At 59.2% G+C, this 20163-nt stretch carries 19 protein-coding genes and 1 tRNA gene; 8 read left to right on the plus strand and 12 right to left on the minus strand.

All coding sequences use genetic code 11. The features are described 5' to 3' along the window. Positions 1–138 precede the first annotated feature (138 nt). Positions 139–477, plus strand: coding sequence for a hypothetical protein (locus MWU53_RS13690; RefSeq protein ID WP_247094215.1), 339 nt, complete (start codon positions 139–141; stop codon positions 475–477). 76 nt (positions 478–553) lie between these two features. On the opposite strand, the gene MWU53_RS13695 is transcribed toward MWU53_RS13690, so the two are convergent. Then, positions 554–2200, minus strand: coding sequence for an alpha-D-glucose phosphate-specific phosphoglucomutase (locus tag MWU53_RS13695; RefSeq protein ID WP_247094216.1), 1647 nt, complete (start codon positions 2198–2200; stop codon positions 554–556). Positions 2201–2242: 42 nt separating this feature from the next. Then, positions 2243–2674 carry an Lrp/AsnC family transcriptional regulator gene (locus MWU53_RS13700; RefSeq protein WP_108856949.1) on the minus strand — a complete coding sequence of 144 codons (432 nt, stop codon included), beginning with the start codon at positions 2672–2674 and terminating at the stop codon, positions 2243–2245. Positions 2675–2797: 123 nt separating this feature from the next. On the opposite strand from MWU53_RS13700, the gene MWU53_RS13705 reads away from it, so the two are divergent. Next, positions 2798–3937 carry a type III PLP-dependent enzyme gene (locus tag MWU53_RS13705; RefSeq protein ID WP_247094217.1) on the plus strand — a complete coding sequence of 380 codons (1140 nt, stop codon included), beginning with the start codon at positions 2798–2800 and terminating at the stop codon, positions 3935–3937. Here MWU53_RS13705 and MWU53_RS13710 read toward each other — a convergent pair. Further along, entirely contained in the window at positions 3934–4413 is a 480-nt protein-coding gene (locus MWU53_RS13710) for a PaaI family thioesterase (RefSeq protein ID WP_247094218.1), read from the minus strand. The two genes, MWU53_RS13705 and MWU53_RS13710, sit on opposite strands and share 4 nt — an antisense overlap. 105 nt (positions 4414–4518) lie before the next feature. Further along, a complete protein-coding gene (gene metF / locus MWU53_RS13715; protein ID WP_247094219.1) occupies positions 4519–5385 on the minus strand; it encodes a methylenetetrahydrofolate reductase [NAD(P)H] in 867 nt (288 codons plus the stop codon). Positions 5386–5483: 98 nt separating this feature from the next. On the opposite strand from metF, the gene MWU53_RS13720 reads away from it, so the two are divergent. The 3 genes from MWU53_RS13720 to MWU53_RS13730 all read left to right on the plus strand — a co-directional run bounded on the left by MWU53_RS13720 (position 5484) and on the right by MWU53_RS13730 (position 7524). Next, complete coding sequence (locus tag MWU53_RS13720) at positions 5484–6389, plus strand: LysR family transcriptional regulator (RefSeq protein WP_247094220.1); 906 nt, start codon at positions 5484–5486, stop codon at positions 6387–6389. Between the two features lie 71 nt (positions 6390–6460). Next, positions 6461–7246 (plus strand): inositol monophosphatase family protein, encoded by a 786-nt coding sequence (locus MWU53_RS13725; RefSeq protein WP_247094221.1) that lies wholly within the window; start codon positions 6461–6463, stop codon positions 7244–7246. A gap of 74 nt (positions 7247–7320) precedes the next feature. Then, on the plus strand, positions 7321–7524 hold the full coding sequence (locus MWU53_RS13730) for a hypothetical protein (RefSeq protein ID WP_247094222.1): 204 nt from the start codon (positions 7321–7323) through the stop codon (positions 7522–7524). A gap of 75 nt (positions 7525–7599) precedes the next feature. Here MWU53_RS13730 and MWU53_RS13735 read toward each other — a convergent pair whose 3' ends face one another. Further along, the gene (locus MWU53_RS13735) at positions 7600–8349 is read right to left on the minus strand and encodes a rhomboid family intramembrane serine protease (protein ID WP_247094223.1); all 750 of its coding nucleotides are present in this window, start codon (positions 8347–8349) and stop codon (positions 7600–7602) included. Between the two features lie 47 nt (positions 8350–8396). Next, the gene (gene putA, locus MWU53_RS13740; RefSeq protein WP_247094224.1) at positions 8397–11840 is read right to left on the minus strand and encodes a bifunctional proline dehydrogenase/L-glutamate gamma-semialdehyde dehydrogenase PutA; all 3444 of its coding nucleotides are present in this window, start codon (positions 11838–11840) and stop codon (positions 8397–8399) included. 105 nt (positions 11841–11945) lie between these two features. Here putA and MWU53_RS13745 point away from each other — a divergent pair, with 105 nt between their 5' ends. Together MWU53_RS13745 and MWU53_RS13750 are read left to right on the plus strand one after the other, a co-directional pair. Continuing rightward, complete coding sequence (locus MWU53_RS13745; RefSeq protein ID WP_247094225.1) at positions 11946–12419, plus strand: Lrp/AsnC family transcriptional regulator; 474 nt, start codon at positions 11946–11948, stop codon at positions 12417–12419. A 47-nt stretch (positions 12420–12466) separates the two neighbouring features. Next, positions 12467–12553, plus strand: a tRNA-Leu gene (locus MWU53_RS13750). A gap of 73 nt (positions 12554–12626) precedes the next feature. Here the strand turns inward: MWU53_RS13750 and MWU53_RS13755 are convergent. The 6 genes from MWU53_RS13755 to MWU53_RS13780 all read right to left on the minus strand — a co-directional run bounded on the left by MWU53_RS13755 (position 12627) and on the right by MWU53_RS13780 (position 19293). Continuing rightward, positions 12627–13616: an ABC transporter substrate-binding protein gene (locus MWU53_RS13755; protein ID WP_247094226.1), complete on the minus strand. Its 990-nt coding sequence runs from the start codon at positions 13614–13616 to the stop codon at positions 12627–12629. A gap of 51 nt (positions 13617–13667) precedes the next feature. Further along, the gene (locus tag MWU53_RS13760; protein ID WP_247094227.1) at positions 13668–14513 is read right to left on the minus strand and encodes an ABC transporter permease; all 846 of its coding nucleotides are present in this window, start codon (positions 14511–14513) and stop codon (positions 13668–13670) included. Beyond that, a complete protein-coding gene (locus MWU53_RS13765; RefSeq protein ID WP_247094228.1) occupies positions 14510–15445 on the minus strand; it encodes an ABC transporter permease subunit in 936 nt (311 codons plus the stop codon). Before MWU53_RS13765 ends, MWU53_RS13760 begins: the two co-directional genes overlap by 4 nt. After that, a complete protein-coding gene (locus MWU53_RS13770) occupies positions 15438–16220 on the minus strand; it encodes an ABC transporter ATP-binding protein (protein WP_247094229.1) in 783 nt (260 codons plus the stop codon). The genes MWU53_RS13765 and MWU53_RS13770 overlap by 8 nt, the downstream gene beginning before the upstream one ends. 1 nt (position 16221) lies before the next feature. Then, positions 16222–17676, minus strand: coding sequence for a dihydropyrimidinase (gene hydA / locus MWU53_RS13775; RefSeq protein WP_247094230.1), 1455 nt, complete (start codon positions 17674–17676; stop codon positions 16222–16224). Positions 17677–18045: 369 nt separating this feature from the next. Beyond that, positions 18046–19293 carry a Zn-dependent hydrolase gene (locus tag MWU53_RS13780; RefSeq protein ID WP_247094231.1) on the minus strand — a complete coding sequence of 416 codons (1248 nt, stop codon included), beginning with the start codon at positions 19291–19293 and terminating at the stop codon, positions 18046–18048. 205 nt (positions 19294–19498) lie between these two features. Here MWU53_RS13780 and MWU53_RS13785 point away from each other — a divergent pair, with 205 nt between their 5' ends. Then, the gene (locus MWU53_RS13785) at positions 19499–20131 is read left to right on the plus strand and encodes a TetR family transcriptional regulator C-terminal domain-containing protein (RefSeq protein WP_247094232.1); all 633 of its coding nucleotides are present in this window, start codon (positions 19499–19501) and stop codon (positions 20129–20131) included. Positions 20132–20163 lie beyond the last annotated feature (32 nt).

Below are 20163 nucleotides of genomic sequence, written 5' to 3' on the forward strand. Positions count from 1 at the left end.
CCAAAAAATGGTTAACTTTGGCAACGGTTGGAAAGGGTTTTGACAAAATGATGCCATATTCAACCCGTAGCAGTTCGGGCCACGCGACGGATCAATCTATGCTGTCTGACGGAAACCCGGATCAACAGGCGAATACAAATGAAAAAAGCACTCCTTCTTTTGGCTTTCACCCCCACCATGGCTTTGGCACAGGAACGGACGTTCAACTGCGAAGTTCCGAACGGAAATCTGCCCGAGATGGCGGTGACCTTGGTGTCTATTGATAATGGTCACGATGGCTATCTGATGATGGGTGGCGAAAAGAAGACCGCCAGCGTGTATCCCGGTCTGGACTCGGTGACCTACCTGATGTTCAGCGACGACTACAGCTATACGCTGCACTACAATTTGAACCTGAAAGACGGGCATTATGACTTCTCGGCGTCGGGCGCCAAGTCGGGCTGGGGGCGCGGGACCTGCACGGAAGTCACCGGCTAACCCATTATTAGAATTGACAAACGCCCGGGCAAGTCCTGGGCGTTTTGCTTTTGATGCGCGTCACCTGTGCCTGTGTTCAGCTGATCACATCCGGCCCAGTGCGGCCCAGCATGTCTTTGATGTTGGCCACTTGCGAGGTGGCTGAAATGACATCCGCGAGCGCCTCTTGCGTATCGCGGGTCAGGTTGTTGTCTGGTGGGGCGTATTGCTCCAGATAGATGCGTAATGTCGCGCCCTCGGTGCCGGTGCCGGACAGACGCAGCATGGCGCGCGCACCACCTTCGTAGGCCAAAATGATGCCTTGCCCGGTGGCGACAGAGCCGTCGATCGGGTCGGTGTAGGAAAAATCCTCAACGGCACGCACAGTCAGACTTGCGGCAGTCTGGCCGGGCAGGGCGGGCAGTTTCTTCTTCAGGTCAGCCATGACTGCATTCGCAGCGGCGGTGTCCAAACCCTCATAGTCATGGCGTGAATAATAGTCCCGGCCATAGGTCTGCCAGTGATCCAGCAGGATATCAGCCACGCCCTCGCCACGTACGGCAAGGATGTTCAGCCATAACAGTACGGCCCACAGCCCGTCTTTTTCACGCACGTGATCCGAACCGGTGCCCGCACTTTCTTCACCACAGAGCGTGGCGCGGCCTGCGTCCAGCAAGTTGCCGAAGTACTTCCAGCCGGTAGGAGTTTGAAATGCTTCGATCCCCAGCTTCTCTGCCACACGATCCGATGCGGCCGAGGTCGGCATCGAACGTGCAACCCCAGCAATTCCCGCAACGTAGCCCGGGGCGAGATGCGCATTTGCGGCCAACACCGCTAGGCTGTCGGACGGGGCCACATAGATCCCCTTGCCGACGATCATATTCCGGTCGCCATCCCCGTCCGAGGCCGCCCCGAAATCGGGTGCGTCCGGTCCGTGCATGTGATCGAACAGCTCTTTCGCCCAGACTGGGTTGGGGTCCGGATGCCCGCCGCCGAAATCCTCCAGCGGAATGGCGTTTACGACCGATCCCCGTGCGGCCCCAAGGCGGCGTTCCAGAATCTCCGTCGCATAGGGTCCGGTGACCGCGTGCATCGCGTCAAAGCGCAGGGTAAAGCCTGCGTTGATCAACTTGCGAATGGCATCAAAGTCGAACAGTTCTTCCATCAGCGCGGCATAGTCTTCGACGGGATCGACGATCTCGATCCGCATGTCGCCTAGAGTGTAACTGCCTAGATTGCTTAGGGTTTTCAAAATCTCGGGTAAGTCGCCGGTGATCCGGTAACTGGAAATCGCTTCAGCGCAGGCCACGATATGGTCCGTGATGGCTTCCGGTGCGGGGCCGCCATTGGCTGTGTTGTATTTTAGGCCAAAATCGCCGTTCGGACCGCCCGGGTTATGGCTCGCCGACAGAATAAAGCCCCCATCTGCACCGCGTTTGCGGATCAGGTGGCTGACCGCCGGGGTCGACAGGATGCCGTTCTGTCCAACGATGATTTTCGCCACGCCATTCGCAGCGGCCATGCGCAGGATCGTGGCGATGGCTTCGCTGTTGAAGAACCGCCCGTCGCCGCCCAGAACGAAGGTCTTTCCGGCAGGCTCAATCGCGTTGAAAATCGCCTGCGTGTAGGTTTCCAGATAGCCCGGTTCGGAAAACACCGCGACTTTCTTGCGCAGCCCCGATGTCCCCGGTTTTTGCCCCGCGATCGGAGCCGTTTCAATGGTGTGAACGTCGTTAGACTGCACGATCTTGGTCCTTAAAATGGATTAAGCTATATCGCGACAATCTTAGCCCAGCCGGTCGATCCGCGTCGAGAGGTGGATCAAGCTTTCTGAACCTTTCACCCCGTCGATCTCGCCGATGGCGTCCAGCACCTCGTCCAGCAACGCTGTCGACGGCGCGGCCAGTTGCAACACCATATCCCAGCGCCCCGAGGCCGTGTGGGCGGCTTCGACCTGCGTCAGGGTTTTCAGGCGTGCCAGAACTGCCGGGGTCGAACGTGGTTCGATGGAAATCAGCACGGTCGCGCGGATACGGTCCCCGCGTGCCGCATCCCCCAGTCGAAGCGCGTAGCCCGCGATAATGCCTTTCTCTTCAAGGCGTTCGATCCGCGCTTGCACGGTCGAGCGTGCAAGCCCCAACCGTCGTGCCAAGGTTGCCACCGGCAGTCGTGCGTTGCCCTCAAGTTGGGCCAGAAGCTCGCGATCAGTATCGTCCATTTGTCAGGTCTTCCATTCAATCTGACGACATTTAACCGGCATTTTGCCCGGAGTGCCACTGGAAATCGACGGCGCGGATTGAGATTCTATGGTTAGCGTCAACAGGATCCCGGAAATACGACCATGAGCAGACAACCCTCGATTTGGCTGACACCACTGTCCCACCTCAAGACCGAGCGCCCGATGGAGCCGGTCATGTACTTTGCGCCTGCCGTGTTGCAGGCAACCGCGCGTCGCTTTATCGCCGGATTCGATGGGTTGGTAACCTACGCGGTCAAAGCCAATGATGCGCCTATGGTCCTCGAGAACCTCGTGACGGCTGGTCTGCAAGCCTTTGATGTGGCCAGCCCAGCCGAGATGCTCGCGCTGCGTGCCGTGTCCCGCGATGTCGAGATGCATTACAACAATCCGGTCCGCTCCCGGTCCGAGATTGCGCAAGCGGTGGCGCTGAACGTGCAATCCTATTCCGTGGACAGCGCGCGTGAGCTGGACAAGCTGATCGAACAGGTGCCGCCGCAAGGTGTTGAAATCTCGGTCCGTTTGGCACTGCCGGTCGATGGCGCCGCCTATAATTTTGGTGCGAAGTTCGGCGCGGATCCCGATCAGGCGGTGGCGCTGCTTCAGCACGCGCAGGCGGCGGGCTTCACGCCCTCCATGACGTTCCATCCCGGGACGCAATGCGCCGATCCCTCGGCGTGGGTCGCCTATGTTTCGCAATGTGCCGACGTGGCAAAACGTGCTGGCATCCGCTTGCATCGCTTGAACGTGGGCGGAGGGTTTGCCGCCAATCGTGGCATCGCGCCCGATCTTGAAGCGATCTTCCACGCCATTCACGCGGCCGTCGCGGTCGAGTTTGGTGAAGACGCGCCCGAACTGGTATGCGAACCGGGCCGCGCCATGGTTGCCGAGGCGTTCAGCCTGGCCACCTGTGTGAAAGCCATCCGCGAAGACGGCGCCGTCTATCTGAATGACGGGATCTACGGCGCATTGTCGGAAGCGCCGTCTATTGGTGTGCCGGACCGGTTGAAAACCGTGCGCGCCGATGGAGAGTCGCATCAAGGTGCGCTGGAAAAGCGCGTTGTATTCGGGCCGACCTGCGATTCCATCGACCAGTTGCCCGACCCACTGTCGCTTCCTGACGATTTGGCCGAGGAAGACTATCTCCTGATCGCGGGCATGGGGGCTTACAGTTTTGCGACCGTCACCCGGTTCAACGGCTATGGCGCGATTGAAACCGTGACCGTGCAGTCGCTGGCGCTTTAGGCAACTTTCATGATGATACAGGTGGTCGAGCCGGTGGCATAAAGTTTGCCATCCTCGACGCCTCGGATCTCGCCATTGGAAATCCCGGTGGAACGCCCTGCATGTTGCACCTGTGCCGTGGCCTCGATCAATGTGCCGGGCAGGATCGGGCGCAGAATATTCACCTTGTATTCTAGGGTGGTGTAAACTGAACCCTTGGGAACGCGGGTCATCACCGCGCAAGCCATCGCGCTGTCCAGAAGCGTGCCGTACCAGCCACCATGAACCGTGCCCATGGGGTTGCAATGCGCAAATTCCGGGGTGCCGTGGAATGTGACCTTCCCATCTTCGACCGCATGCAGATGATAGTTCAGTGTGGCCCCAATCGGTGGCGCGGGCATGGTGCCGTTCAGGACGCCTTGCATAAACTCCAACCCCGACATCGAGGCCGTGACGTCAAGGGTTGGCAATTGGTCAAACGAGGTCGCATTCAGCATGAAAAAGCCTTTCCGAAAGGGTGTCCGGAAAGGCTAGGTGGTGAGTGAGTTCATGCAAGACTTACGCCGGGTCACAGGGATTGTGACGTCGTGGCGTGGTCTCGATCAGGCAACTTTTGCCAAGCTGACTTGCGGTGTGACGCCCAATGCGTGGGCCACATCGCGGGTCAGGCTGGGTTTGTTCAGCGTATAGAAATGCAGGTTCTCGACGCCACCATCGATCAGATCCGAGCACAGCTCGGTGCAGATTGCGGTGGCCAGCAGGTCGGTGCGGTCGTCACGTTCTGCCTTGTGGAAGGCATCATCCAGCCATGTGGGGACCGATGCGCCGCAGCGTTCAGCAAACTTGCGCACACCCTTCCAGTTTTCGATGGGCAGGATGCCGGGGATGATTGGCACGTCGATCCCGGCCTTCTCGCATTTGTCGCGGAAGCGGAAGAACGTGTCCGCTTCAAAGAAGAACTGCGTAATCGCGGAACCCGCACCCGCATCCACCTTGCGCTTCAGCCATGCGACATCGGCGTCCAGATCGGCGGCCTCGGGGTGGGGGTCAGGATAGGCGCCCACGCGAATGTGGAAGTCGCTGGTGTTTGCCAAGGCTTCGATCAGCTCGACCGAGCTTGCGAAACCGTCTTCGCGGGCGGTGAAGCTATCCGCGCCTTTCGGGGCGTCTCCACGCAGGGCCACGATTTCTTTCACGCCAACGTCGGCATAGCTTTTCGCAATCGCCAATGTCTCTTCGCGCGAGGCCTCGACGCAGGTCAGATGCGCCGCGACGTTCAGGCCATAGTGCTTGTGGATCGTGCCAACCGCATCATGGGTCAGTTCACGGGTTGTCCCACCAGCGCCATAAGTGACCGAGACAAAGCTGGGGTCCAGCGGAGCCAGCTGGCGCACGGTTTCCCACAGGCGGAACGAAGCGTCCAGCGATTGCGGGGGGAAGAACTCGAACGAGATATTAGGCGTGGTCATGGCATCCTCAGCGGCTGTTTGGCGAAGTTGCCCCCTTGTGCCTCATGTGTGTTTGTGAGACAAATTCATAATTCTCACAAAGAACATGAGGATCATGCATGTATATCGAGTTCCGGCATCTGCGCACTGTGCGCGCCATTCACCATGCGGGGTCTCTGGCGCGGGCCGCGGACATTCTGCACATCACGCAATCCGCGCTAAGCCACCAGATCAAGGGGCTGGAAGAACAGGTCGGGATGGAGCTGTTTCACCGACGGACCAAACCCATGCGCCTTAGCCCGGCCGGAATGAAGCTGCTTCGGCTGGCCGAGCAGGTATTGCCCGAGATTGACCGCCTTGAAGAGGAATTTCGCGCGCTGAAGTCAGGCCGCTCGGGCCGGTTGCATATCGCGATTGAATGCCACGCCTGTTTCGACTGGCTGTTTCCGGTGCTGGACAAGCTGCGCCACGCCTGGCCGGACGTGGATCTGGACATCCGTCAGCGTTTGGCCTTTGACGCGATCGAAGCGCTGCGGCGCGAGGAAGTCGACTTTGTCATTTCATCGGATCCGGTGGATATGGCGGGCATCACCTTTTCGCCGCTCTTTGCTTACGAGCCGCGGTTCGTCGCTGCGGCAGGACATCGACTGGCGGATGAGGACTTTATCGTTGCTGAGGACTTCGAGCAGGAACTTTTGCTGACATACCCGGTAGAGCGCTCGAAAATTGACGTGTTTACAGGGCTTTTGACGCCCGAACGGGTCGAGCCGCGAGGCCTTAGACAGGTTGAGATGACCGAAGTGATCTTGATGCTGGTCGCCGCCGGACGCGGTGTCGCGGTGTTGCCCGACTGGGTTTTGGCAGATGTGAAACGCAACCCAGATTTCATCACCAAACCCCTGACCGAAGGCGGTCTGCGCAAGCAGATGTATGCTGCAACCCGGGACGAAGACACGATGGTGCCCTTCATGGCGCACATGATCCGGTTGTGCCGCTCGGAACCGGTAAAACTTCAGCGCGGCTGACGTCCTTTCAGGCTTGGCAAACAAGGCTTACGGGCGTATACGCGCCGTTTGAAACATCAGGAGTCCTTTCCATGCAAGGCAGTGCAAATCTGAACGTTATGATCAAGGCAGCCCGCAAGGCTGGCCGCAGCCTTGTGAAGGACTTTCGCGAGGTCGAGAACCTGCAGGTCTCGATGAAGGGCGCTGGCGACTTTGTGTCTAAAGCTGACATTGCTGCCGAACAGATTATCCGTGACGAACTGATGGAAGCGCGTCCGAACTATGGCTGGCTGGCTGAAGAAGGCGGCGCGGCCGAGGGCAAGGACCCGACCCGTCGCTGGATCGTGGATCCGCTGGATGGCACCACCAACTTCCTGCACGGCCTGCCGCACTGGGCGATTTCCATCGCGCTGGAGCACAAAGGCGAAATCGTCGCCGGTGTGGTCTATGACGCTGCCAAGGACGAGATGTTCTATGCAGAAAAAGGCGAGGGCGCCTGGCTAAACCAAAGCCGTTTGCGTGTGTCGGGCCGTTCGCGCCTGATCGAGTGCATCTTTGCAACCGGTCTGCCCTTCGGCGGCCGCGCCGATCTGCCGGTAACACTTCAGGATCTGGCTCGCATTCTACCCTCTTGTGCCGGTGTACGCCGCTTTGGCTCTGCCGCTCTGGATTTGGCCTATGTCGCCGCCGGGCGCTATGACGGCTACTGGGAACGCAGCCTGAATGCGTGGGATATTGCCGCCGGATTGCTGATCGTCAAAGAGGCAGGTGGGATGGTTGAGCCGGTTGAGGGTGAAACAATCCTGGATAGTGGAAGTATTGTTGCTGCTAACGAACCAATTTTTGAGAAATTCGACAATTTGGTGAAAAACCTATAATATGATCGAGCTCTGGGCTCGGATTTAATGTAGCCTGACATATTTGTGCCGTAAACTTCGCTAAAGAGTAGATCATGTTTATGTTGCCGCTCATATATCCCAGATTCGCGCGCTTTGCTCGCAGCGAAGATGGTGCCGTGACCGTCGATTGGGTTGCGCTGACTGCTGCCGTCCTGATGATTGGTCTGTTTGCCGGGTTTACTGTTAGTTCAAGTGTACCTGAGCTCGCGAACAAGATCAGTGAAGTCGTGTCGAAACAGCCGGTTGGCCCGAACTAAGTCTCACGCGCATTTTCTCACTTAGCTAAGCGCAGTATAGCTGGGCGTGTTCGGCTGGCCACATTCGCTTTACATTCAACGCTTGCGTCGTCCGGTCCGGGGAATGCTGGTCCGGGTTAGCTTGTATTTCGCCTCGGGATGATCGGGGTGGCCATCTGTGCGCGACCAGAAGCGCTGAGCGCCAAGCCGTAGCCAGAGCGGCAGGATCAAGGCAAACCCAGCGATAAAGCCTCCGGCATGGGCCCAGTGCGCAACACCTCCGCCTTCGACCCCAAGGGTTGATACGCCGTTGAACAGCTGTAATCCAAACCAGACCAGTAGGGCGACCCAGGCGGGGATGGGGATGATCTTGAAGATGATCACGATGATGAACAGCACATCGACCTTCGCCTTGGGAAACAGCAGCAAATAACCTCCCATCACGCCGGCAATTGCTCCTGACGCGCCGATCATGGGCACAGAGCTGCCCGGATCCGTTGCGAATTGCAGAAGGGCTGCGGCAATTCCTGTGGCCAGATAAAACAGCAGGATGAGGACATGGCCCAGCATGTCCTCTAGATTGTCCCCGAAGATCCACAGAAACAGCATATTGCCCGCGAAATGCATGAAGCCGCCATGCAGGAACATCGAGGTGATGAGTGTTTCCAGCCCAAAGCCATGTAACAGGCGGGCGGGGATCATGCCGAAATCGATGAAGACCTGCGTCGCGGCTGCGGTTTCATAGAGCGGCCACATATAAAGAAAAACCACCGTGTTCACCGCCAGCAGGGCATAGGTGACAAAGGGTACACGCTCGGATGGGTTGTGATCGCGAATGGGGAACATGGGCTGACTTGACCCGATGCACGTCACCGGGTCAAGTCGCTGGCGTGTCAGGCCTTGGTTTGGGCCAGCATCAGCAGCTCGGCATTGCCGCCCGAGGCGGTTGTGTCGACGCAGAGGTGACGTTCATGGGTCACCGTTTCGGCCGTTGGCATGCCGGTGATCAATGGCAGGATTGCACCGGGACGCTTGGCTAGCGCGGTGACGATCTGACGAGCCACCTCATCGGTTCCCCAGAAGATCACGCCGCCGATTCCGTCGATCCCTTCCAGTGTGTCGCGAGCTAGATTGGGGGCCAGAACGGCGGTGCCGCCAAGGGCTTCGATGGCCTGTTTCTGGGCTTCAGCCGCCGCAACGCCCGGTCCTATGCACAAGAACGGTTCACGTGGGTGGACGGACAATTGGTTCAACTCTCCGGTCGGGCCGGGCAGGCGGGAGGACGAGAGGGTCGCGTTGCTCTGCGCTTGGGCGATCAAATTGGCCAGCTTGTCTGCGTCGGGCGCAGCCGTGCCGTCTTCTTCATGCCGATCGGCCAAAGCCGCTTGGCAAAAACGATCCATATACATCGGGCCACCCGCTTTCGGGCCGGTACCCGACAGGCCTTCACCGCCGAAGGGCTGCGAGCCAACAATGGCACCAATCTGGTTGCGGTTCACATAGGCGTTGCCCACATGCATCCGGTCACAGACATGCTGCACGCGGTCGTCGATGCGGGTGTGCAGGCCGAAGGTCAGGCCGTATCCCGTGGCGTTGATCGCGTCGATTACCTGATCCAACTCATGTGCCTTGAAGGTGGCGATGTGCAGGACCGGGCCAAAAATCTCGCGCTTCATGTCCTCGATCCCTTTCACGCGGATCAGGGTCGGGGCGATGAAGAAGCCGCCTTCGGGCGCGGTCAATTCGTGCGCGATGCGGCCCTCGGCTCGGGCGGCGTCCACATAGGTCTTGATGCCTTGGAAGGCTTCGTCATCGATCACCGGGCCAAGGTCAGTGTGCAGATGCCACGGATCATCCTGCTTCAGTTCGTTCATCGCGCCGACCAGCATGTCAGTCATGGCTTCGGCCACATCTTCTTGCACATAAAGGCACCGCAGGGCCGAACAGCGCTGGCCCGCCGATTGGAAGCTCGAGGCCACGATGTCGCGCACCGCTTGTTCGGGCAGGGCGGTACTGTCCACGATCATCGCGTTCAAGCCGCCGGTTTCTGCGATCAAAGGGGCCGAGGGCGCCATGTTTGCCGCCATGGCGCGGCGGATGATCTGCGCGGTTTCGGTCGAGCCGGTGAAGGCCACACCGCCAATGCGCGGGTCCGAGGTCAGGGCCGCGCCGACCGTTGCGCCGTCACCGGGCAGAAGCTGCAGCACGTCAGTTGGAACACCCGCCTGATGTAGCAGTTTCACCGCCGCGTGGGCGATCAATCCGGTCTGTTCGGCAGGTTTTGCCAAGACGCCGTTGCCCACGGACAAGGCCCCTGCGATCTGACCGGTGAAGATGGCCAGCGGGAAGTTCCACGGTGAAATGCAGGTGAACAGGCCCACGGGCGCGCGGGTGTGATCCTCCACGCGGCTGGCGTAGTAGCGCAGGAAATCAACGGCTTCGCGCAGCTCTCCCATACAATCCAGCCAGATTTTCCCCGCCTCACGCGATAGGAGCGCAAAGAAGAGGCCGAGGTTCTCTTCGTACAGATCCGCCGCGCGGTTCAGCACTTTGGCGCGTTCGGACGGGGTGGCGTCCCACGCCTTGGCAGAGGTCAAAGCCGTTTCCACATCCTCGGCGCTGGCCGATGTGATCTGGCCAATTGGCGCGTGGGTCGAGGGGTTTTTGACCGTGACAACCGGCCCGCCGTTCGGTGTGCCCGCGATCAGCGGTGCACCGGCGAAGTCCGTGTCGGCAAATGCTCCGCGCGCGGTCTCGATCTGAGCCAGATGCGGGTCATAGGTCAGGTCCAACCCCATCGAGTTCTTGCGCGCGCCGAAAAGCTCGGGCCCGGTGGGGACGTGCGGTGCATCAACGGCGAGGGTATCGAACGGGCAGGCGGCAACTTCCTCGGGTGTGACGCTTTCGTCAACGATCTGGTTTACGAAGGAACTGTTCGCGCCGTTTTCCAGCAGTCGGCGTACCAGATAGGCCAGCAGGTCGCGATGCGCGCCGACGGGGGCATAGATGCGGCAGCGGGTGTCGTTTGCGTCCATGATGATCTGGTGCAGACGCTCGCCCATGCCATGCAGGCGCTGGAATTCATAAGCCTGCGTATCAACGCCCGAAGTTTGCGCAATGTCCAGAATGGCCGCGGCAGTATGGGCGTTATGGGTGGCGAATTGCGGATAGATACGGTCGGTCAGGCCCAGAAGCTTCTTGGCGTTGGCGATATAGCTGACATCGGTGGCGACTTTGCGGGTGAAAACCGGGAAACCCTCCAACCCCTCAACTTGGGCGCGCTTGATCTCGCTGTCCCAATAGGCGCCTTTCACCAGACGGACCATAATCTTGCGATCCAGTCTGGTGGCAGTCTGATGCAGCCAGTCGATCACGGCGCCCGCGCGGTGGCCATAGGCCTGCACCACGACGCCAAACCCGTCCCATCCGGCCAGCGCCGGGTCTTCCAGAACCTTCTCGATCACGTCCAGAGAGATTTGCAGGCGGTCGGCTTCCTCGGCGTCGATGTTGAAGCCCATTCCAGCCGATTTCGCCAGCTGCGCAAGGGCCGAGACGCGGGGAACCAGCGTCTCGATCACCCGCTTGTGCTGGGCACGCTCATAGCGGGCAAAGAGCGCAGACAGCTTAACCGAGATGCCGGGGTTCGACCGGATGTCGTCCGAGGTGCAGGCGCCCGCGATCTCGGAAATTGCCTTGGCATAGGCCATCTGATAGCGCCGCGCGTCGCTGTCTGTCAGGGCCGCTTCACCCAGCATGTCGTAGGAATAGGTGAACCCTTTTTCTTCCATCTTGGACCCGCGCTTCATCGCGGCTCCGATGGTTTCGCCCAGCACGAATTGGCTGCCCATTTCCTTCATGGCGCGGCCAACAGCGGTGCGGATGACGGGTTCGCCCAGACGTTTCACGGCCCCACGCAGGGCACCGGCGATGCCCGGCTCGCGGTCTTCAAGAACCTTTCCGGTCAGAAGCAGCGCCCAGGTCGAGGCGTTCACCAGAGACGAGGACGAGCGGCCCAGATGCTTGCCCCAATCGGACGGCGCGATCTTGTCTTCAATCAGCGCGTCGATGGTTTCGGCGTCCGGTACGCGCAGTAGAGCCTCGGCCAGACACATCAGCGCGATGCCTTCGTCGGTGGACAGGCCGTATTCGGCCAGAAAGACCTCCATCAAGCCGGGATCCGAGCTTTCACGGATGGCGCGCACCAGCTTGGCACCACTGTCGGCAATCCGCGCGCGATCAGTGTTAGACAGGTTGGCCGCATCCACAAGGTCGGCGATATGGCGCTCTTCATCCGTATAGGCGAGGTCATCAATCAATGTGCGCAGATCAGTGGTCATGCGGATCTCCATGCTTACCGTTGTGACCATCATATCCCAAAATGACTAGGCGAAATGACTAAATTTGTGCTAGAGGGCAAAGATATAATCTGAATGGAGCGAAAAATGCAGGACGAATGGAAAGCCGAGTTTGATCGCTTCGATCGTTTGATTCTGGATATTTTGTCGACGGATGGGCGGATTTCGATCACCGAGCTGGCAGGGAAGATCGGTTTGTCGAAATCACCGACACAAGCCCGCTTGAAGAAGCTTGAGAAGACCGGTGTGATCACCGGCTACCGTGCCCAGATCGACCCGATCCGGATGGGCCGTGATCACGTGGCCTTTGTGGAAGTGAAACTGTCCGATACGCGCGAAGCCGCGCTGAAAGCCTTCAACGAAGGGGTCGCCGCCATTCCCGAGGTCGAGGAATGCTATATGCTCGCCGCCCATTTCGACTACCTTCTGAAGGTGCGCACGCAGGATATGCGGGATTATCGCCGGGTGCTGGGCGAGAAGATCAGCTCGCTTCCACACGTGGCGCAAAGCTCGACCCATGTGGCGATGCAGGCTGTGAAGGAAGATGGCACTTCGCTGTGATCTGCCGTTGCCCCTGCCCGACTTTAGGGTTAGGCAAAGGAGGCTTTGCCCGCGTGGTGGAATGGTAGACACAGGAGACTTAAAATCTCTAGGCCGGATAGGCCGTGCCGGTTCGAGTCCGGCCGCGGGTACCAAGCAACTGACAAGCTGCCCATACGCAAACGGCGCACCTAAATGGCGCGCCGTTTTCTGTTTTGTATCAGGGAATTACTTCAGTGCAGCATCGGTGATGGCGCTGGTCCAAGCCCCTTCAGGTGCTTTTGTGATCACCGGATCTGAACCGCCGCCCAACAGAGTGGCCACGGTGCGCTCGTAGGCTGCGACGTCCAGCGATCCGTCCGACCCTGCGGTCAGCTTGCCGATCTCGCCGATCATGCGGATCTGGTGGGTCTCGGTCTGGGCGCCAGTTTCGTCATAATCCAGGATGATCCCGGCTGCAGCTTCGGCGTTCTCTTCGGCCCATTTCCAGCCCTTCATCGAGGCGCGCACGAAGCGTTCCATCTTATCGGTGAAGGCGGCATCCGACAGGTTCTCTTCCAGAACATACAGACCGTCTTCCAGTGTCGCGACGCCTTGGTCTTCATACTTGAAGGTCACCAGTTCGTCCGGGCTGACACCTGCGTCAATGACCTGCCAGTATTCGTTATAGGCCATGGTCGAAATGCAGTCGGCCTGACGCTGCAACAGGGCGTCAACGTTGAAGGCCTGCTTCAGCACTTCAACCCCGGTTTCGCTTTTGCCATCGGTCGACAGGCCCAGCTTGGACATCCAGTTCATGAAGGGGAATTCATTGCCGAAGAACCAGACACCAAGGGTGCGGTTGGCAAGATCGGCAGGAGACGAGATGCCAACGTCGCCCCAGCAGGTCAGCATCATGCCCGAAGACGCAAAGGGCTGGGCGATGTTCACCAGCGGAAGACCTTTTTCGCGTGCTGCAAGGGCTGCGGGCATCCATTCGACAACAACATCTGCGCTGCCGCCAGCGATCACCTGCGTCGGGGCAATATCGGGGCCGCCGGGCAGGATGGTGACGTTCAGGTCTTCATCGGCGTAATAGCCGTTTTCAAGCGCCACATAATAGCCAGCGAACTGGCCCTGTGTGACCCATTTCAGCTGAAGCGTGACGTCATCTGCCGCAGATGCCGCGCTTGCGCTTACGGCAAGGGCAGCTGCGCCGATCATTGATTTAAGTTTCATGGTTCTCTCCTTGTTGAATCATTTTTTGTTTGGTTTTGCGGGCTGGTTTGATCAGCCTCGTTGTGATGGGTGCCAGAAGGTCACCTTTTTCTCGATAAATGCGACGATGCCGTAAAAGGCAGTGCCCGCAAGGGCGGCGACGACGATCTCGGCCCAGACCAGATCAATCGACAGGCTGCCGACACCGGTTGAAATCCGGAACCCCATCCCGCGGGTGGGTGATCCAAAGTATTCAGCCACAATTGCCCCGATCAGGGCAAGTGTCGCGGCCACTTTCAGCCCGTTGAAGATGAAGGGCATGGCGGCAGGGATGCGCAACTTGAGCAGCGTTTTGAAATATCCCGCTGCATAGGTTTTCATCAGGTCGCGCAGCATCGCGTCGGTCTCGCGCAGGCCTTGCACGGTGTTCACCAGTACCGGGAAGAACACCATGACGACGACCACGGCTGCTTTGGAGTGCCAGTCGAAGCCGATCCAGCTGACCAGAATGGGGGCAACGCCGACGATGGGCAGGGCGGCCACGAAGTTCCCGATGGGCAGAAGCCCACGCGTCAGGAAAGGTGAGCGGTCGATCAGGATTGCTACAACGAATGCCGCAAGCACACCGAAGATGTACCCGCGCAGGGCGCCTTTCAGGACGGTTTGGACAAAGTCCTCCCACAGCATACCGGTCGAGTTTACAAACCTGTCCGCCACCGCAGACGGGGCGGGCAGGATGGCCGGTGAGATGGCGAAACTGTGGACTGCGGCCTCCCACAGGACAACGATGGTCAGGCCAAACAGGATCGGCACCGTGTATTTCACCGCCGTCGTGTCGGACAGCCGCGAGCGCACGAGCGCGATATTGGTGCCCCAGGCACCTATCCAGAAGACAAAGGCAAAGATCATCCAGCTCATGTGCGCATCCCCATCTTGCGCAACAGAACATGCTGCGTTCGGTCAAGAAGTGTAACCAGAACGCCCGCCAGAATGGCTGCGGCGAACAGCGCCGACCAGATCGCCAAAGGCGTTCCGAACTGGTCTCCGATCAGGATCCGTGCACCCAGCCCACTGATCGCACCCGTCGGCAGCTCGCCCACGATGGCACCGACCAGCGCGGCGGCGATGCCGATTTTTAGCGAGGTGAAGAGGTAGGGAAGGGACGCCGGAACACGCAATTTCAAGAACTGCTGCTGGCCCGAGGCCGAGTAGGTTTTCAGAAGGTCCAGCTGCTCGGCATTGGGGGCACGCAGGCCCTTGATCATGCCGACCATGACTGGGAAGAAGCACAGATAGGACGAGATCAGCGCTTTGGGAAAGCCACGCCCTTCAATCCCCGCCTGAGATGACAGGACGATGATCATCGGCGCCAGTGCCACGATGGGCACAGCTTGCGAGATGATGGCCCAAGGGACCAATGACATCTCAAGCACGCGCGATTTCACCACCAAAACGGCGCCCAAGATGCCGACCGAGGTGCCCAGAAGGAAGCCCCAGAAGGTTGATTGCAGAGTGATCCAGCCGTGATAGATGAGCGATCGTTTCGACCATGTGCGCCCTTTCAAGATCATGGCGCCAGTGGTCTTCCACAGCTCTTGGCCGACCTGCGTCGGTGTGGGTAGGCGCGGACGATCAAGGTCATAGCCGCCCGCGATATAGCTTTTATTGTTCAGCAGAAGCGACAGGGTCGAGGCATTGCGCCGTTCCACGGCTTCGGTTGGGAAGACATCACCACCAGCGCGTACGGCCTGATCCAGAGTGACGCGGATGTTCATCGGCGCCACGGCCAGAAACCAGATCACCAGAATGCCGAACAGCACAGTCAGGACAGGAAACAGCGTTCTAGTCATAGGAATGCCCCGCGCGCAGCCCCTCGCGAACCCGATGGGCGACGTCCAAAAACTCCTGCGTGTCGCGAATGTCCAGCGGGCGTTCGGCGGGCAGGGGGCATTCAATCACGTCGGAAATCCGGCCGGGACGCGGGGACATGACGACGATCTTGGTCGACAGGTACACGGCCTCGGGGATCGAGTGGGTGACGAAGCAGATCGTTTTCTGCGTCTTGGCCCAAAGCTTCAAAAGCTGCTCGTTCAGGTGATCGCGGACGATCTCGTCCAGCGCGCCAAAGGGCTCGTCCATCAAAAGGATGTCGGCGTCAAAGGCCAGTGCGCGGGCAATAGACGCCCGCTGCTGCATGCCGCCCGAAAGCTGCCACGGGAACTTCTTCTCAAATCCTTCCAAATCGACCAGCTCAAGCACCCGCTTGATCCGCTCGTCTTGGTCGGCCTTGGAATAGCCCATGATTTCCAGCGGCAGGCGCACATTGCGCCCGATGGTTCGCCACGGATACAACCCTGCGTGCTGGAAAACATAGCCATAGGCGCGCGAGCGGCGGGCTTCGTGCGGGGAGACGCCGTTCACCGTGATGTCGCCCGCCGTTGGTGTCTCCAAATCCGCCATACAGCGCAGGAAGGTGGTTTTGCCACAGCCCGAGGGACCGATGAAACTGACAAAATCACCCTTCTTGATGTCCAGCGACACGTCTTTCAACGCATGCACAGGCCCGTCATTGGTCTGAAAGGTCAGAGAGAGGTTCTCGGCCTTGATTACCGTTTCTGCTGTCACGTCAAACCCCCGTCGCCGGAATGCCGGTGCGTTGCACAGGTTGCGGAGCCGTCAGTTCTTTCCACTTGGATAGCGCGGTGTTGACGGTCGCGTTGGGTTCCCGGGCGACAAACTGTCCATGACCTTCCTGCGTGCGGATCTCTCCGTCATGCACAGCCACTTGGCCGCGTGTCAGGGTGAAGCGCGGCAGGCCTTTGACCTCGTGCCCTTCAAAGACGTTGTAGTCGATCGAGGATTGCTGCGTGCCTGCGGCAATGGTCTTGGACTTCTCGGGATCCCAGACGACAAGGTCGGCATCGGCACCAACCAGAACGGCCCCCTTGCGTGGGTAGCAGTTCAGGATCTTCGCGATATTGGTCGAGGTGACGGCGACAAATTCGTTCATCGTCAGACGGCCCGTGGCAACGCCGTGCGTCCACAGCATTGGCATCCGATCCTCAAGCCCGCCGGTCCCGTTCGGGATCTTGGTGAAGTCGCCCACGCCATAGCGTTTCTGCTCGGTCGTGAAGGCGCAGTGGTCGGTGGCTACGACGGACAGCGAGCCCGACTGCAGACCTGCCCACAGGCTGTCTTGGTGTTTCTGATTGCGGAAGGGGGGCGACATAACGCGACGCGCAGCGTGGTCCCAATCGGTGTTGAAATACTCGCTTTCATCCAGCGTTAGGTGCTGGATCAGCGGCTCGCCCCAAACGCGCTTACCCTGCATACGGGCGCGGCGAATTGCTTCGTGCGCTTCCTCGCAAGAGACATGCACCACGTAAAGCGGTGCGCCTGCCATATCGGCGATCATGATCGCGCGGTTGGTGGCCTCGCCTTCGACCTGAGAGGGGCGGGAATAGGCGTGTGCCTCGGGCCCGGTGTTGCCTTGGGCCAGCAGTTTGGCGGAAAGCTCGGCAATCACGTCGCCGTTTTCGGCATGGACCATTGGGGTCGCGCCCAGCTCGGCCAGGCGGGTGAACGACGAATACAGCTCGTCATCATTCACCATCAGCGCGCCTTTGTAGGCCAAGAAGTGCTTGAACGTGTTGATGCCGCGCTCCTGCACGACGGTCTGCATGTCGTTAAACACCTGCTCGCCCCACCATGTCACGGCCATGTGGAACGAATAATCACAGTTCGCGCGGGTTGATTTGTTGTCCCAACGCTTCAGCGCATCCAGCAGGCTTTCGCCTTGGTTGGGCAGGCAGAAATCCACCACCATCGTGGTGCCGCCCGCCAGACCGGCGCGCGTGCCGCTTTCGAAATCATCCGATGAGTAGGTGCCCATAAATGGCATCTCGAGGTGCACATGCGGGTCGATCCCACCGGGCATGACATAGCAGCCGGTGGCGTCGAGCACCTCGTCGCCTTTCAGGTCCGGCCCGATTTCGATGATCTTGCCGTGGTCGATCAGGACGTCTGCTTTGTAGGTCAGGTCGGCTGTGACGACGGTTCCGTTTTTGATGACTTTGGTCATTTTAGTTTCCTCCACACCCAGCCGAGCGCGAGCCCAGCACTGTTGGTAGCCCCTTAAGGGCGTTGAATGCGGCAAACATGATCGGATGATCCTCGATTGGTCCGCATTGGATTTTAATTAGTGTTCGAATTGAAGATGCATCGATGGCCGATATGTCAGCCCGTTCAGCGCACAAGTCAGTGCCGCCTAAATATAGGTTGGCGCCAGTCCAATAGCCTTGCACCCAATTGGTCAAGTCCTGGTCAGACACTGTCTGCAATTCCTCGCACAGGGTCATCCCAATCCCAGTTGCCCAGTCCAATCGAGATTCAGCAACGGCATCTCCAATGGGCAAAGTTGCAATTACAAAAGCTATCGGAGCAGTGAGTCTCACTTCACAATCTCCGCCGTCGCCAACACAGCATGCATCAACACATCCGTGCCAGCCGCAGCCCAGTCCTTGGAAATGTCCTCGGCCTCATTATGGCTCAGGCCATCCACACAGGGGCACATGATCATTGCGGTTGGATAGATCTCGTTGATCCAGCAGGCGTCGTGGCCCGCGCCGGACACGATATCCATGTGGCTATAGCCCAGCTCTTCCGCCGCATCGCGGACCGCTTTCACGCAGCCCTCATCAAAGGCGGGTGGGTCGAAGGTTCCGACCATTTCCCAGCTCATCTCGACGCCAATGTCAGCACAAAGCTTCGGCGCGCGCTCGTCAAACTCAGCGATCATTGCGTCGATGACCTCTTGCAGGTGCGAGCGGAAATCGACGGTGCAGACAACCTTGCCGGGGATGATGTTGCGCGAGTTCGGATAGACGTCGATATGCCCGATGGCCCCCACCGCGTTGGGCTGGTGCTTCATCGCGATCTCGTGCACCAGTTCAGTGATCAGCGCCAAGCCACGGCCGGCGTTGATCCGCATGGGCATGGGGGTCGAGCCTGTGTGGCTTTCCTTGCCGATGATGGTCACTTCCAGCCAGTTCAGCCCTTGGCCGTGGGTGACGACACCGATGTCTTTGCCTTCGGCCTCCAGAATGGGGCCTTGTTCGATGTGCAGTTCAAACATCGCGTGCATCTTACGTGCGCCGACTTCCTCGTCACCGACCCAGCCAATGCGTTTCAGCTCGTCGCCGAACTTCTTGCCCTCGGCATCTTCGCGGTCATAGGCCCAGTCCTGCGTGTGCTTGCCAGCAAACACGCCCGAGGCCAGCATGGCCGGCGCAAAACGCGTGCCTTCTTCGTTGGTCCAGTTGGCAACGACGATCGGGTGCTTCGTTTTGACGTTCAGGTCATTCATCGTGCGGACTGCTTCCAATCCGCCAAGCACGCCAAGCACGCCGTCATATTTGCCACCGGTGGGCTGCGTATCCAAATGCGAGCCCATATAGACGGGCAGGGCGTCCGGGTCTTCGCCGGGGCGGGTGGCAAACATGTTGCCCATCGTGTCGACGCCCATGGTCATGCCGGCGGCTTCGCACCATGTTTGGAACAGCGCGCGCCCTTCGGCGTCTTCATCCGTCAGCGTCTGGCGATTGTTGCCGCCTGCGATGCCGGGGCCGATCTTGGCCATCTCCATCAGACTGTCCCACAGCCGATCCGCATCGATGCGCAGGTTTTTCCTGTTGGTCATATTCATCTCCCTTTGGGTACACATGAATGTGTATGCGGAATTTAGATTCCGTCTTGTCCTCAGGCTGGATGATTTCTGCACGATCGGTCAACATTTTTCTGAACGATCGTGCGAATTGTTCTGTTTTCTGAGGAAATCTCGTGCGAAAAGGTAAAGAACTGCGCGAAAGTTACGCAGAATTAAGGTGTGAAGTGTTGACGTAAGTATGGCGACAAAAGGCATTCAAAGCCGCAACCGGCAAGAAATCACAGCGCGGATTCTGACCGCAGCTGAACGCGTGTTCGCCGAGTTCGGATATGCGGGCGCCTCGATCAGCCGGATCGCGGCAGAGGCGGGCATTCCGAAATCCAACGTGGTCTATTACTTCGAGACCAAGGAGCTTCTCTATCGTCGCGTCGTGGGCGAGATCTTTGACATCTGGCGCGCGGCGGCGGACAGTATCACCGTCGACAATGATCCGATCCAGGCGCTGGGCGATTATATCGACACGAAGCTCGATCTGGCGCGGACGCGGCCCTATGGCTCGAAGGTCTGGGCGAATGAGATCATCCAGCGTGCGCCGATTGTGCAGGACTATCTGGAAGATGAACTGCGGTCCTGGACCGAGGACCGGATCGTGGTGATCGAGGCGTGGATCGCGAACGGAAAGATCCGCCCGATCAGCGCACGCCATCTGCTTTATGCGATCTGGGCAACAACCCAGCACTATGCGGATTTTACCCATCAGATCACCACGCTGAACGAAGGGGTCGAGCTGACGAACCGCCAGTGGGGCGAGACCAAATCTGCGGTGAAAGATCTGCTTCTGCGTGGCGTTGAAAAGCACGGTGATGCGTAATGGCGCGGGCGGGCACAACAGCGCGTAAGACG

The organism is Aliiroseovarius sp. S1123, assembly GCF_023015885.1.
Classification (GTDB): Bacteria; Pseudomonadota; Alphaproteobacteria; order Rhodobacterales; family Rhodobacteraceae; genus Aliiroseovarius.